General features: G+C 71.9%; 11 protein-coding genes. All 11 read right to left on the reverse strand.

The annotated features are described in order from the left end of the window. Positions 1 to 46: 46 nt before the first annotated feature. Positions 47 to 2,902, reverse strand: coding sequence for a PQQ-dependent sugar dehydrogenase (locus tag ACIA47_RS25945; RefSeq protein WP_396711089.1), 2,856 nt, complete (start codon positions 2,900 to 2,902; stop codon positions 47 to 49). Positions 2,903 to 3,118: 216 nt separating this feature from the next. Next, the gene (locus ACIA47_RS25950; protein ID WP_112675806.1) at positions 3,119 to 4,186 is read right to left on the reverse strand and encodes a polyprenyl synthetase family protein; all 1,068 of its coding nucleotides are present in this window, start codon (positions 4,184 to 4,186) and stop codon (positions 3,119 to 3,121) included. Then, positions 4,183 to 5,598 carry a nucleotide pyrophosphatase/phosphodiesterase family protein gene (locus tag ACIA47_RS25955; protein WP_203118490.1) on the reverse strand — a complete coding sequence of 472 codons (1,416 nt, stop codon included), beginning with the start codon at positions 5,596 to 5,598 and terminating at the stop codon, positions 4,183 to 4,185. Before ACIA47_RS25955 ends, ACIA47_RS25950 begins: the two co-directional genes overlap by 4 nt. Further along, positions 5,595 to 6,794 carry a metabolite traffic protein EboE gene (eboE, locus tag ACIA47_RS25960; RefSeq protein WP_396711091.1) on the reverse strand — a complete coding sequence of 400 codons (1,200 nt, stop codon included), beginning with the start codon at positions 6,792 to 6,794 and terminating at the stop codon, positions 5,595 to 5,597. The genes ACIA47_RS25955 and eboE overlap by 4 nt, the downstream gene beginning before the upstream one ends. Then, positions 6,794 to 7,651, reverse strand: a complete 858-nt coding sequence (locus ACIA47_RS25965) for a TatD family hydrolase (RefSeq protein ID WP_203118488.1) — start codon at positions 7,649 to 7,651, stop codon at positions 6,794 to 6,796. Before ACIA47_RS25965 ends, eboE begins: the two co-directional genes overlap by 1 nt. Further along, a complete protein-coding gene (locus ACIA47_RS25970; RefSeq protein ID WP_396711092.1) occupies positions 7,652 to 8,260 on the reverse strand; it encodes an EboA domain-containing protein in 609 nt (202 codons plus the stop codon). It lies immediately after the preceding gene. Positions 8,261 to 8,280: 20 nt separating this feature from the next. Next, positions 8,281 to 9,207, reverse strand: a complete 927-nt coding sequence (locus tag ACIA47_RS25975) for a sugar phosphate isomerase/epimerase family protein (RefSeq protein WP_396711093.1) — start codon at positions 9,205 to 9,207, stop codon at positions 8,281 to 8,283. Beyond that, complete coding sequence (locus tag ACIA47_RS25980; protein WP_396711094.1) at positions 9,204 to 10,163, reverse strand: SCO3242 family prenyltransferase; 960 nt, start codon at positions 10,161 to 10,163, stop codon at positions 9,204 to 9,206. The genes ACIA47_RS25975 and ACIA47_RS25980 overlap by 4 nt, the downstream gene beginning before the upstream one ends. Further along, on the reverse strand, positions 10,147 to 11,313 hold the full coding sequence (locus tag ACIA47_RS25985; RefSeq protein ID WP_396711095.1) for an inositol-3-phosphate synthase: 1,167 nt from the start codon (positions 11,311 to 11,313) through the stop codon (positions 10,147 to 10,149). Before ACIA47_RS25985 ends, ACIA47_RS25980 begins: the two co-directional genes overlap by 17 nt. Positions 11,314 to 11,955: 642 nt before the next feature. Beyond that, positions 11,956 to 13,131 carry a Gfo/Idh/MocA family protein gene (locus ACIA47_RS25990; protein WP_396711118.1) on the reverse strand — a complete coding sequence of 392 codons (1,176 nt, stop codon included), beginning with the start codon at positions 13,129 to 13,131 and terminating at the stop codon, positions 11,956 to 11,958. Between the two features lie 54 nt (positions 13,132 to 13,185). After that, positions 13,186 to 14,238 carry a substrate-binding domain-containing protein gene (locus ACIA47_RS25995; protein ID WP_203121920.1) on the reverse strand — a complete coding sequence of 351 codons (1,053 nt, stop codon included), beginning with the start codon at positions 14,236 to 14,238 and terminating at the stop codon, positions 13,186 to 13,188. Positions 14,239 to 14,302 lie beyond the last annotated feature (64 nt).

Below are 14,302 nucleotides of genomic sequence, written 5' to 3' on the forward strand. Positions count from 1 at the left end.
CCCTTCGCCTCACACTAGGCGTTGTCGAAGGGCCCCTCCCGCCAGCTCAGGGCAGGGTCCACTTTTGGTTGGCGGCGGCGGTGCAGGTCCAGAGGTGGACCACCGTGCTGTCAGCGGAGTTGTTGCCGGAGACATCGAGGCACTTGCCCGACGACGTGTTGCGGATCGTGCCGTCGGCCTGGGCCGCCCAGTTCTGCGCGGCAGTCCCGTTGCAGGTCCAGAGCTGGATCTTGGTGCCGTCGGCGGTGGCACCGCCCGACACGTCCAGGCACTTGCCCAACGATTTGATCGTGGAGTTGGGGGTGACCGCCCAGGTCTGCGCGGCACTGCCGTTGCAGGTGTAGATCTGGATCTGCGTGCCGTCGGCGGTGGCGGCGTTGCGCACGTCCAGACACTTGCCGCCGAGGCCCTTGATCGCCCCGGCCCCGCCGGCCGGGGGCGTCCCGGTGACGAAGGTGAAGGCGTCCAGGTCGTAGAGGGCCCCGGTGCCCGACCCGGCGAAGGTCAGGTAGAGCGTGGTCGTGCCGGTCGGCGGGTTGCTGATCGTCCCGGTGACAGTGGTGAAGGTTTCCCAGCCGCCGGTCACCGGGACCGTGGCCGAGCCGAGCACGGTGCCGGTGGCGGAGCCGGCCCGGACCTGGAGGGTGCCACCGGCGCCCGCCGAGGAGACCCGGGCGTTGAACGAGGTCACGTTGCCCAGCCGGTAGGGCTGGAACGCGATCCAGTCGCCGTTGTTGATGTCGCCGACGGTCTTGCCACCCTCGGCCGGGGTCTTGCTGAACACGTTGATCCCCGACGAGGTGCCGTAGAACTCGGCCTGGCGGTGCCGCGGCGGCAGCGTGTGCTGGGTGTGCGTGGTCAGCCCACCGGCGTCGGTGTACTCGGCGTCGAAGATCGCGAAGATGTTCGCCGCGTCGTCGTGCTCACCGTCGACCGGGATGGTGATCGAGCCCGAGCAGCCGGTCTTCGAGGTGATCTGGTGCCCGTGCTGGTCGTGCCCGAGCACGTAGGTCATCTTGACCTTCGTGCAGTCGATGGTGCCGTCCTCCGGGTCGGACACCGTGATGCTGTACGCCACCGTGTCCCCGAAGCCGAACAGCTGACCGTTGCCCGGGTTGTTGATCGTGACCGTGGGCGCGGTGTTGCCGACGCTGATCTGCACGCTGCTGCTGCCGGTGGCGCCCTGCGGGTCGCGCACCGTCAGCGTGGCGGTGTAGGTGCCGTTGGCGCTGTAGGTCTTCGTCGGGTTGGCGGCGGTCGAGGTGGTCCCGTCACCGAACGCCCACGCGTAGGTCAACGCGCCGCCCTCGGGGTCGGCCGAGCCGGCCGAGGAGAACGTCACCGCGAGCGGGGCCGCCCCGGAGGTGCGGTTGGCGCTGGCCTTCGCGGTGGGCGCCCGGTTGCCGCCGCCGACGTAGTCGAAGCGGTAGAGCGCCGAGTTGGCGTCACCGTTGAAGTAGCCGGTGCCGTAGTCGAGCACGTAGTACGCGCCGTCCGGGCCGAACGCCGAGTCCATCACCTGCTTGCCGACCCACGGGAAGGTGTCGATGGCGCCCCGGGAGCCGTCGGAGTTGACGTGGATCGGCTTGATCCAGCCTCGGCCGAACTCGGTGGCGAAGAACTGCCCGTCGAACGACTGCGGGAACTTGGTGGTGGAGGTCGACGAGGCGTTGTACCGGTAGACCGGGCCGCCCATCGGCGACTCGGAGCCACCGCCGAACTCGGTCGGGGTGCCGGCGTCGCCGGCGTACCGGATCCAGGCCGGCTGGGCCGGCGGCAGGGTGGTCAGGCCGGTGTTGCGGAACGAGTTGTTGGTCGGCCCGCCGGTGCAGTTGTACTTCGCGCCGCTGGCGCTGGTCGCGAAGTCGAACTCGTTGTACGTCTCGGTGGTGGTGTTGGTGCCGGTGCAGTACGGCCAGCCGTAGTTGCCCGGTGCCGCGACCCGGTTGAACTCCACCTGGCCGGACGGCCCGCGGGTGGAGCTGGTGGAGCCGGCGTCCGGCCCGTAGTCACCGACGTAGACCACCCCGGTGGCCTTGTCCACGCTGATCCGGAACGGGTTGCGGAACCCCATTGCGTAGATCTCCGGCCGGGTCTTGGCCGTGCCGGGGGCGAACAGGTTGCCCGACGGGATGGAGTACGTGCCGTTGGCGTTCACCTTGATCCGCAGGATCTTGCCGCGCAGGTCGTTGGTGTTGCCGGCGCTGCGCTGCGCGTCGTACGCGGGGTTGCGGTTGGTCCGCTCGTCCAGCGGTGAGTAGCCGGACGACTCGAACGGGTTGGTGTCGTCGCCGGTGGACAGGTAGAGGTTGCCGGCGGCGTCGAAGTCGATGTCCCCACCGACGTGGCAGCACACGCCCCGGCTGGCCGGGACGTCGAGCACGTCGACCTTGCTGGACTGGTTGAGCGTGAAGTCCGAGTTGAGGGTGAACCGGGAGAGCCGGTTGACGCCGTTCCAGGCCGAGAAGTCGGTGCCGGTGGCCGGCGCGTCGCCGCCGGGGGTGGAGAGCGGCGGGGCGTAGTAGAGGTAGATGTAGCGGTTGCTGGCGAAGCCGGGGTCGATCCCGACGCCCTGCAACCCCTCCTCGTCGTGCGTGTAGACCGACAGGGTGCCGATCACGGAGGTGGTGCCGTTGGCGTCGGTGCGGCGCAGGGTGCCGTTGCGGGCGGTGTGCAGGACCGAGCGGTCCGGTAGCACCGCCAGCGACATCGGCTCACCCATGTCGGTCACGCCTCGGGCCAGCTCGACCTGCTGGAAGTCGCTGGCGACGATCGTGTGTGCCTGGGCGGGGGCCGAGCCGGCGGCGAAGGTGACAGTGCCGGCGGCGACCGCCAGCAGCAGCGCTGATCCGGCGGAGAACCATCGTCGGGACCGTTGTCTGGGAGCGTCCTTCATGGACATCTGTGCTGTCCCTTCCTGACGAGTGACTGCCAGGCCGGGCGCGCGCCGTCGCGCCGGATGCCGTAGCGGTGGTGGGGTCGATGGGTTACCGCGCCGCCGGTTCACCTCGACGAAACATTGTCGTGTTGGTCACGACACTAAGTCGCACCTGTCGATGTGTCCATACCTTCCGGCGATTCAGCATCAACTTTCGTCGATTTGATCGAAAGTTGCCGGTCAGGCGCGTCGGTCGATCGCCTGCCCGGCCAGCGCAACCAGGGCCGCACGGGCCTCATCGGCCACCATGGCGTTCTGCAGGGCGGAGAGCGCGGCCTCGGTCCGGACCCGGATCATCTGCTCGATCCGCTCCCGCGCGCCGGTCGCCTCGATGATGTCGCGCAGCTCCGCCGCGCCCTCGGCGTCCAACGCCGGGTTGCCGAACAGCTCCCGCAGCCGGATGGTCTGCGGCCGGTCGGCGGCGCTGCGGGCCAGCGCCATCATGACGGTGGGCTTGCCCTCACGCAGGTCGTCCAGGACCGACTTCCCGGTGACCGCCGGGTCACCGAACACGCCCAGGACGTCGTCGCGGAGCTGGAACGCGTCACCCAGCGGATCACCGAACTCGCCCAGCGCGGCGATCAGCTCCGGCCCCGCGCCGGCCAGGGCCGCACCGATCTGCAACGGCCGGGTGACCGTGTACCGGGCGGCCTTCATCCGGATCACCGTGAGCGCGCTGGCCACCGAGCCGTCACCCACGCCCGAGACCAGGTCCAGGTACTCCCCCGCGATCACCTCGGTACGCATCAGCGCGAACACGCCGTACCCCCGGTGCACCTGCTCGGTGCTCAGCCCGCACTCGTGGAACATCTGATCCGACCAGGCCGCGCAGAGGTCCCCGCAGAGCAGCGCGGTGTTGCGGCCGTACGCCTCGGGGTCACCGCGCCACGACGAGCGGGCGTGCAGGTCGGCGAAGAGCCGGTGCACCGACGGCTCACCCCGGCGGCGGTCGCTGCCGTCCAGGATGTCGTCGTGGATCAGCGCGAACGCGTGGAACAGCTCCAGGGCCGCCGCGGCCACCACGATCGGGGTGCCGTCGGCCGCCCCCGCACCGCGCCAGCCCCAGTAGCAGAAGAGCGGCCGTAACCGCTTGCCACCGGCCAGCACGAACCGTTGCAGCGCGGTGAACACGCCCCGCGGCGCCCCGTCCGGCCAGTCCGGGCCCTGCCGGCTGAGAAACCCGGCCAGTTCCGCGTCGAAGCGCGCCCGCAACTCGCTGGCGTCGGTGGGCGCGACGGTGACCGTCATGAGCCCTCCCCCGACCCGTCCGCACCGCCGGGGCTCAGCCCCGCCAGCTCCAGCAGCAGCGCCTTGACCTCGGTCGCCGCGATCTTATCCCGGGCCGCGGTCGGGTCGGAGCAGAGCAGCACCGGGCCGTCCGCCGGATCGTCAGGCAGTCGCCCGTGCGAGCCCCGCACCGCTCGCGCGCCGGCATCGAGGCCGACCGCGCTCATCAGGTACCGCATGCCGAGCTTCTTGCGGGCCAGGGCGACCCCGGCCCGGGCCTTCGCGGCACCGGGGTTGGCCGGGTCGAAGAACAGCTCCGCCGGGTCGTAGCCCGGCTTCCGGTGAATCTCCACGAGCCGGGCGAAGTCCGGTGCCTGGGCGTCGTCCAGCCAGTAGTAGTAGGTGAACCAGGCGTCCGGCTCGGCCACCAGCACCAGCTCACCGGCGCGCGGATGGTCCAGCCCGTGTGCGGCCTTACCCTCGGCGTCGAGCACCTCGGCCACCCCGGGCAGGCCGGCGCAGAGCTTCGCCACCGCCGGCACGTCGGCCGGGTCCCGGACGTAGACGTGCGCGATCTGGTGGTCGGCGACCGCGAACGCCTTCGACGTCCACGGGTCGAGGTACTCCATACCCGCCTGGGTGTGCACCCGCAACAGCCCCTCGGCGCGCAGCAACCGGTTGACGTCCACCGGCCGGGACACGTCGGTGATGCCGTACTCCGACAGCACCACCACTGTGGCGTCCCGGGCCCGCGCGGCGTCCAGGAGCGGGCCGAGCACCGTGTCCAGCTCCGCTGCCGCCGCGGCGGCCTGGGCCGACGAGGGACCGAAGCGTTGCAGGTCGTAGTCCAGGTGCGGAACGTAGACCAGAGTCAGGTCGGGTGACACGTCGGCGAGGATCTGCTCGGCCGCCTGACAGATCCACCGCGACGACGGCAACCCGGCCGTCGGCCCCCAGTAGGTGAAGAGCGGGAAGGTGCCCAGTCGCCCGGTGAGCGCGTCGTGCAGCTCCGGCGGGTCGGTGTAGCAGTCCGGTTCCTTGCGCCCGTCGGCGTAGTAGACCGGGCGGGGCGTCACCGTCCAGTTGACGTCGGCGCCCATGGCGTACCACCAGCAGACGTTGGCCACTGTGTAGCCGGGTTCGGCCCGACGGGCGGCATGCCAGAGCTTGTCCCCGCCGACCAGCGCGTTGTGCTGCCGCCACAGCAACACCTCGCCCAGCTCCCGGAAGTACCACCCGTTGCCGACGATCCCGTGCCCGCTGGGCTGCTCGCCGGTGAGGAAGGTGGACTGCACCGAGCAGGTCACGGCGGGCAGCACGGTGCCCAGCTCGGCCCGGAAGCCGCCGTCGGCGACCCCGCGCAGTCGAGGCATGTGCGCCAGTAGTCGGGGCGTCAACCCCACCACGTCGAGGACCACCAGTCGCCGGCTCATCGCCTCACCCCCATGCTCACGGTTCGTTCTGCGGTCAGGCCGAGGCCGACCAGTTCGTCCCGGGCGAAGGCCAGTTCCGCGGCGATGCCGGCGGCCAGCTCCGCGTCGGTGCCGGGCCGTCGGGCGGCCGGCAGCACCCCCCAGGTGTACGTCTCGACGTCGAGGTGGTCGCAGCCGACGGTCGGGCCGTCAAAGAGCGCTCTCAGGGCCGCGCGGAGCACCGGCAGGGTCGAGCCGAGCGGTTCCTCGGGTGGGGCGTGCAGCGGCACGTGGTAGTGCACCCGCCACGGCCCGGGCAACGCCCGGTCCAGCGCCTCGTCCAGGTCGTCGGCCGCGTACGTCGGGTCGGCCGGGTCGGCCAGACCGGCGCAACCGGCGCCCCGGGTCTGGTGCAGGAAACGCGGCTCCACCCAGCGGCGCAACGCCTCGGCCCCACCCACCGGGTCGGCGGCCTCGACGGCGGCCGAGACCTGCACCTTCACCACCGGCAGTCCAGCCGCCCGCAGTCGGTGCAGCGCCTCGGCCGGCTCCTCCCAGGCGCAGGCCAGGTGGGCCAGATCGAGGCAGACACCCAGCCGATCCGTGTCCATACCGGACAGCAACGCGGCCGCCTGACCGGTGCTCTCCACCACACAGCCGGGCTCCGGCTCGAAGGCGACGCGCACCTCACGCCCGGTGTCCCGCTGCACGTCGGCCAGGCCGGCGGCGAGCTGGTCCAGTCGACCTCGGGCCGCGTCGGCCCGGCCGGTGTCCCACGGTTGACGCCAGGCCAGCGGCAGCGTGGAAATCGAACCTCGGGCGGCGTCGTCGGGCAGCAGGTCGGCGAGCACCCGGGCCAGGTTCAGGGTGTAGGTCAGGCGCTCCTCGGTGGCCCAGTCGGGGTGGTACACGTCCTGCTTGACCACCGGGGCCTGGAAGGCCGCGTACGGGAAGCCGTTGAGGGTGACCACCTCCAGGCCGCGCGCGTCCAGCTCGGTGCGCAACCGGCGGCGTAGCGTCGGGTCGGCGGCCAGCTCGGCGGCGACCGGGGCGGCCAGCCACAGGCCGAGCCCGAGCAGGTCGCTGCCGAGCGCCTCACGGACCGGCACCGCGTAGGTGTCCAGTTGACCGAGGATGCCGGCGAGGTCCTCGGCCGGGTGCACGTTGGTGCAGTAGCCCAGGTGGACGGTCTCACCGCCGGCATGTCGCAGCCGCATCAGCTGCCGCCGCGCAGGATCGAGTTGCCGGTCTGCGGATCCACCGCGGCGGCGGCGTCCAGGTCGCTGAGGTCGAGCCGCCCCGACTGCCCGTAGAACTCCACCGGGTTTCGCCACAGCACCTTGTCGACGTCGTCGTCGGTGAAGCCGGCCGCGAGCATCGCCTCGCCGGTGGCCCGGGTCAGCAGCGGGTCGGAGCGTCCCCAGTCGGCTGCCGAGTTGACCAGCATCCGTTCCGTGCCGTACTCCCGCAGCAACTCCACCATCCGCTGCGGGGTCATCTTGGTGTCCGGGTAGATGGAGAAACCCAGCCAGCAGCCGCTGTCGCGGACCAGCTTCACTGTCACCTCGTTGAGGTGGTCGACGACCACCCGACCCGCGTCGATGCCGGACTCGGCGACCACGGCGAGGGTCCGCTCGCAGCCGCGCGCCTTGTCCCGGTGCGGGGTGTGCACCAGCGCCGGCAGGTCGTACGCCACCGCGAGGGCGAGCTGCGCCGCGAACGCCTCGTCCTCCTCGGGCGTCATCGAGTCGTACCCGATCTCGCCAACCGCCACCACCGCGTCCTTGTCCAGGTAGCGGGGTAGCAGGTCGAGGACCGGCCGGCAGCGCGGGTCGTTGGCCTCCTTGGGGTTCAGCGCGATGGTGGCGAAGTGGCGCACCCCGAACTGCCCGGCCCGGAACGGCTCCCAGCCGATCAACGAGTCGAAGTAGTCGGTGAACGAGGCGGCGCTGGTGCGCGGCTGACCCAGCCAGAACGCCGGCTCCACCACCGCGCGCACTCCGGCTGCGGCCATCCGTTCGTAGTCGTCGGTGGTGCGTGAGGTCATGTGGATGTGGGGGTCGAAGATGCGCATTCACGCCTCCCGGGGCAGTGCGGCGGTGAGCCGGTGGAGCAGGTCGTTGGCGTCGGCGGGCAACTCCCGGCCGGCGGCGTGCCGTTCGGCGGCCAGCGCGGCCAGCATCGCGGTCAGCTCGCCGTCTGCCCGGGTGTCCAGGTCGGCCACGTTGGCCAGGGGGACGGCGCTGAACACGCACTTGAGCACCGCCTGCCGCCAGGCGGCCTGGTCGAGGTGCCGGGCGTACGGGCCGAGCGCGGCGGCGACCAGCCGGGTGTCGTTGGTCCGGATCGCGTCGTGCAGCAACGGAACCCCGTCGGCGCCGATCGGCAGCAGCGGCAGGGCGCGCAGCACGGCTCGTCGCTCGGCCGCGTCACCGTGCTGGTAGAGGCGCTCGGCGTACGCCGCGTGCTCGCCGGGCAGGCTGGTGAGCAACAGCACCCGGGCCGCGTCGTCGGCGGTCCAGCCGGGGGCGTCGGGCAGCGCGGCCCGCCCGCAGCGTCGGCCGGCGGCGGGAAAGAGCCGGGTGATCGCGGTGGGCTCGGTGCTGACCCGGCGCAGCGCCGTGTCCAGCCAATCGGGATCGGGTACGCCTCCCAGCGCGGCCCGTAGTGAATCCGGTGTCATCCCGTCTCCTCCCCTTGTTGCTACGCAGGCACCCCAGGAATGTCTGCGGGCAGTTCGTCCTTCGCCCGGCCGGCCAGTGCGGCGGCGCGCAGGAACTCGATCGACCGGGCCGCCACGGCGGGCGCGGCGTGCGAGTCGCGGGGCAACTCCACCGCGACCAGCCCCTGGTAGCCGGCCGCCGCCAGGGCGGCCAGCACCGGCGGGAAGTCGATCTCGCCGACGCCGAACTCCAGGTGCTCGTGCACGCCTCGGCGCATGTCGTCGATCTGCACGTTGACCAGGTGGTCGGCCACCTCGGCGACGCACTGCGGCACCGGCCAGGGCTCCAGGCACCGGCAGTGGCCGATGTCGAGGGTGATGCCGAAGCGGGCCGGGTTGTCGAGAGCGGCGTGCAGCCGACGCCAGTCCGCGATGTCCTGCACCAGCATGCCCGGTTCCGGTTCGAAGCCGAGGGTGACGCCGGCGGTGTCGGCCGCGTCGACCACTGTGGCGCAGCCGGCCACCAGCCGGTCCCAGGCGCACTGCGGTGACACCGCCTCTGGTCGGACACCGGCCCAGAACGAGACCGCCTCCGCGCCCAGGTCGGCGCCGATCCGCACGGCCCGGCGAAGGAACTCGATCCGCCGGGTCGGGTCGTCGTGCAGCAACGTCGGGGCGTGCTTCTGCCACGGGTCGAGCAGGTAGCGGGCGCCGGTCTCGATGACCACCGCCAGGCCCAGCGACTCCAACCGTCGACCGACCGCGGCGACCCGGCGGGTGAGCCCCGGCGCGAACGGGTCCAGGTGGTCGTGGTCCAGGGTGAGCGCCACCCCGTCGTAGCCGAGGTCGGCGATGACGGCGAGCGCGTCGTCGAGGCGGTGGTTGGCGAAGCCGTTCGTGCCGTACCCGAGGCGCAGCGTGGTGGCGTCGGCGGCCGGCGCACCGGGCCGGGGCTCGGGGACGCTCATGTCGGGGAGACCGTCCGGGCCAGCCGTCGACCCAGCGGCGCGGCCGCCGCGACGGCCACCCCGAGCAGACCCGCTCCACCCCGTGCGGTGAGGGCTCCCTGGAGGGCCGGCAACCCGGTGATCCCGGCGCCGACGGCCGCGCGAACCCGCCCGGCCGACGGGTCCCGGACCACCTCGGCCTGGGCCGCGCCGTACCGGGCGGCGTACCAACCGGCCAGCACTGCGGGCAGCACCGCCGCGATCGTGGCCGACCGGCTGCGACCCGCGCGCACGCCGGTCTCGTCGACGGTCTCGGCCCGGTCGGTGGCCCCGGTCTGGTTCGCCGTTCGGAGGGCTGCGCGTCGGGCTCCCGGCACGGCGACGGCGGCACTGGCGGCGACCAGCGCGGTGCCGGCGAGGGTGCGCATCGGCAGGGTGGCGTCGGCGCCGGTGACCTCCCGGCGGGACAGCGCGGTGACCGTCCAGGTGTGCGCGGCGACGGTGGCCGCCGCCGGCAACGCCCGGGTCATCCGGCCGCCGGACGCGCCGAGCAGCACGTCCAGCCCTCGGCAGGCGGCCATCACGGCCGGGCCGGCCGCGGTGTTCTTGGCCAGCAGGTCGTACCCCCAGATGGTGGCGGCCAGCGGCACGGCGAGCGCGGCGGCGCGGCGACCGCCCACGGCGGCGGCCAGGCCCACGCCGGCGGCCGTGAGGCCCGCCGCGAGACCGACCGCGGCGGCCGGGGTGACCCGCCCGCTCGGGATCGGCCGCTCGGGCCGTTCCTCGGCGTCCAGGCGCCGGTCGGCCCAGTCGTTGGCGGCCATGCCGGCCCAGTAGAGCAGCACCGAGGCGCCGGCCAGGGCGGGGGTACGCGGGCTCAACGCGCCGGCCGCCGCGGCCCCGGCGATCACGTCACCGGGCACCGAGAGCGCGGCCGGAGCCCGGACCAGCTCGGCGAGATCAGCCAACGTTGTCATGGTCACCGTCCCCGCCGTCGTGTAACTGCCGGGTGAAGGTGGTCAGCCGGGCCCACTGCTCGCCCAGCGAGTGGGTGGGCGCGCCCAGTGGGTCCTTGAAGAAGAAGCCCAGGTCGGCCAGCGGCCCCACCTGCCCGGCGGCGTGGGCGGCGGCGGTGAGTCGGGCCAGGTCGAGCACCAGTGGCGCGGCCAGCGCGGAGTCGCAGCCGTGCCAGGTGAACTCCATCCGCATGCCGGTGCCGAGGAACCCGCTGAAGGTGATCAGATCCCAGGCGGTCTTGAAGTCGCCCAGTTCCTCGACGTACTCGATGCGGGTGCCGCCCTGTGGGACGTAGCCCAGCGTCTCGCCGAGTACCCGCTGCTTGCTCTGCACCTTCGCCGCGTTCGCGGCCGGTTCGGCGAGGGTGGCGCCGTCGCCACCGCCGAGCAGGTTGACCCCGGACCAGGAGCCCACGGCCAGGTTGCGCATCGCGAACATCGGCGCGAGCACCGACTTGACCAGGGTCTCCCCGGTCTTGCCGTCGTGCCCGGCGTAGGGCAGTCGGGCCTCCTCGGCCAGCGCGGCCAGCGCCGGCAGCCGCAGCCCGGTGGACGGGGTGAAGTCGACGTACGGGCAGCCGGCGAGCACTGCGGCGTACGCGTAGAGGGAGCTGACCGGCAGCACCTCGTCCGGACCGTCGAGGGCGGCGCGTAGCGCGGCCGGGTCGGCATGCGCGGGGTGCGGTCGAGGGGCCGGCTCGGTGGCGGAGACGTTGACCACCACCACCCGGTCCAGCTTGTGCCGCTCGCGGAAGCTGGTCAGGTCGCGGACCACGGCCGCGGCGCGGTCGGCCTGGGTGTCGCCGACCGGTGCGGGGCGCAGTTCCTGATCGACCACGCCCAGCTCGTCGCGGAGCGCGGCGACCAGTCGCCAGGGGATGACACCGGCGTCAGCGAGGGCCTCGGCGCGCTTGCACAGCGGAGTGGTGGCCAGGTCGTGTCCGCCGAAGACCAGGTCGGTGAAGGCCGGCAGGGCCGGGCCGCGCAGCTCGGGAAGCTCGGTGACGCAGCCGGTCGGCCCGGCCAGGCCGGCCCGCAGCGCGAGCCCCCCGACGATGCTGGTGGTCGCGACGGAACCGCGCGCTCCTACCAGCCAGACACCTGTTCGCATGGTGCTCCTTCCCCATTCACGAGGAACCGTCGGTACTGCTAAATATAGGAATATCAGAATATGTTTCGGAAAGATACGGCCCGGTTTCGGAAAGTTTCGAGCCGGGTGGATGGGCCCCGTCCGCTCGCCCCGCACCGGAACAGCACCGGCTTCCGACGTCGGCGTCGGCGGCGACGACGCCGGACCGGATCCCGGCAGGTGCGAGCAGACGGGGCTGGTAGGCAGGGTCGGGTCGGCGTCTCGACCCTGCCTCCCCCGCATCCGGCCGGTCGGGGCATTGGCATGCCTCGGCCGGGCGTCTCAGGCCGCCGCGCCCACCGGAACACCGACCGAACCACTACCCGCCGGAACCGGCGAGCGGGTGCGGTACGGGTGGGGGCGGCGGCGGGCGGTGTCATCAGGTCCTCCGGAGGTCACCGGTGGTGGCGGTCCTCCGGTGCGGCCGGGGAATCCCGGTCCGGTCGCACCGGACGACCGTCCTGCTCGTGCGCCACCGGGCCGTAGGGCCCGGCTGCACGCTCTCCGAAGCCGACCTCTGTCCCGGCCACGGGGCGCAATCCGTGGCTGGTCCCTCGCCGGTCGGCTTCGGAAAGCCAGTCGGGCGATGGCGGTGCGAACACCGCCGTCGCGGATGGTCGATGGTCAGACGGCCGCCGCGGTCAGCGTCGGTTCCACCTCGGCCCAGGAGGAGCCGAGCTCCGCCGAGCGGGCCACCGCGTCCAGCACCAGCTGGACCTGCAACGCGTCGGCGAAGGAGGGAGTCGGGTCGACACCGGTGGCGACCGCCTCGATGAAATCGCGCATCTCGTGCGTGAACGAGTGCTCGTAGCCGATGATGTGGCCCGGGGGCCACCACGCCGACATGTACGGGTGCTCGCCCTCGGTCACCAGGATGCGGCTGAAGCCCTGCTCCACGGCCGGGCGGGTCGCGTCGTAGAACTCCAGCTCGTTGAGGCGCTCCAGGTCGAAGACCACACTGCCCAGCGAGCCGTTGATCTCGACGCGCAGCGCGTTCTTACGGCCGGTCGCGAACCGGCTCGCCTCGTACGTGGCAAGGGCGCCACCGTCGAGCCGGGCCACGAAGACCGCGGCGTCGTCGACGGTGACCGTCCCGGTGGGCGCCGTGTGGCCGTCCACCGAGGCCGCCAAACCGCTCGACTCGGCCGGCAACGGCCGCTCCTTGACGAAGGTCTCGGTGACCGCGCTGACGCCGCTGATCCGCTGGCCCGTGACGAACTGGGTCAGGTCGATGATGTGCGCACCGATGTCACCGAGCGCGCCGGAGCCCGCCCTGTCCTTCTGCAACCGCCAGACCAGCGGGAACTGCGGGTCCACGATCCAGTCCTGCAGGTACGTCGCACGGACGTGTCGAATCACCCCGAGCCGTCCGTCGGCGACCAACTGGCGCATCATCGTGACCGCGGGGACCCGGCGGTAGTTGAACCCGCACATCGACCGCACTCCGGCGGCCCGGGCGACGTCCGCCGCAGCGGTCATCGCCCGTGCCTCCTCCACCGAGTTGGCCAACGGCTTCTCGCACAGAACGTGCTTGCCTGCGGCCAACGCGGCGAGAGCGATCTCGGCGTGACTGTCGCCCGGGGTGCAGATGTCGACGACGTCGATGTCGTCCCGGTTGATCAGGTCACGCCAGTCGGTGGTGTACGCGTCCCAGCCGAGTGTGTCGGCGGCATCAGCCACCTTCGCTGTGTCTCGGCCGCAGATCAACGCCATCCGGGCCCGCGCCGGCAGGTCGAAGACGCGATTCACTGTGCGCCACGCCTGTGAGTGCGCGGCGCCCATGAACGCGTAGCCGACCATGCCGACCCGCAGTTCTTTGTCTGTCGTGGACAAGGTGGGTCTCCCCCCGGTATGTCAGAACCCGAGCTTGTCGTAGCTGCTCGCGTTCTCCTTGGTGATCGTCTCCGAGGCCAGGGTCACTTCCTTGGGCACCTGCAGCTCCGTCAGGTCGCCCAGGCCCCGACCCTGCGCGATGAGCCGCGCGAGCGAGACCGCCGAGGAGGCCATCGACGGGTTGTAGGTGACAGTGGCCTTGAGCACGGTGTTGTCGGCCTTGATCGCGTCGATCGCGAGCTTGGAGCCCGCGCCGCCGACCATGAAGAATTCCGACCGGTTGGCCTGCTTGATGGCCGCGAGCACACCGATGCCCTGGTCGTCGTCGTGGTTCCAGATGGCGTCGATCTTCGGCAGCGCCTGGAGCAGCTGGGACGCCTCGCGCTGACCGCTGTCCGAGGTGAACTCGGCCGAGCGACGGTTGCTCACCGTGAACCCGTAGGTCGCCAGGGCGGCCTTGAAGCCGGCGCTACGCTCGACGGTCAGCGGGATTTCCAGACCGGCGATCTCACCGATGACCGGGTTGGCGACGCCCTTGTCCTTGAGCTGCTTGCCGATGAAGTGCCCGGCCGAGACGCCCATGCCGTAGTTGTCGCCCTTGATGACCAGCCGCGAGGCCAGCGCGTCGGGGAACGCCCGGTCGAGGTTCACGATCAGGATGCCGGCCTGCATCGCCTGGAGGGCAACGGCGTTGACCTCCTTGCCGTCGTGCGGCAGCACGACGATGATGTCCGGCTTCTGAGCGATCAGCGTGCCGAGCGTGGAGCGCTGGGCCTCGGAGTTCGACCCACCGTCGACCTCCTTGAACTCCACGTCCGAGTAGGCCGCGGCCTGCGCCTTGGCGTTGGCGTGGATCGCGCCCATCCAACCGTGGTCGGCGGCCGGGGCGGAGAAGCCGATGACGACCTTCTTGCCCGGGGCGTTGTTGCCTTCGCTGTTTCCGGCGGCCTTGGTCTGGGTGCTGGCGGCCGGGGTCTCGTTGCTGGTGCAGGCGGTGAGGAGGGTGGCGGCGCCCACTGCGGCTCCACCGAAGAGCAACCGGCGGCGCGACAGGTCGCGACTGTGCTGGGTCATGAATGACCTCCTGGGAGCGGGATGTGACTTATTGAGGGTGTGCGAGGCCCGGCCTCCGTCGAAT

The sequence above is a fragment of the Micromonospora sp. NPDC051227 genome (genome assembly GCF_044455385.1).
Lineage (GTDB): Bacteria > Actinomycetota > Actinomycetes > Mycobacteriales > Micromonosporaceae > Micromonospora.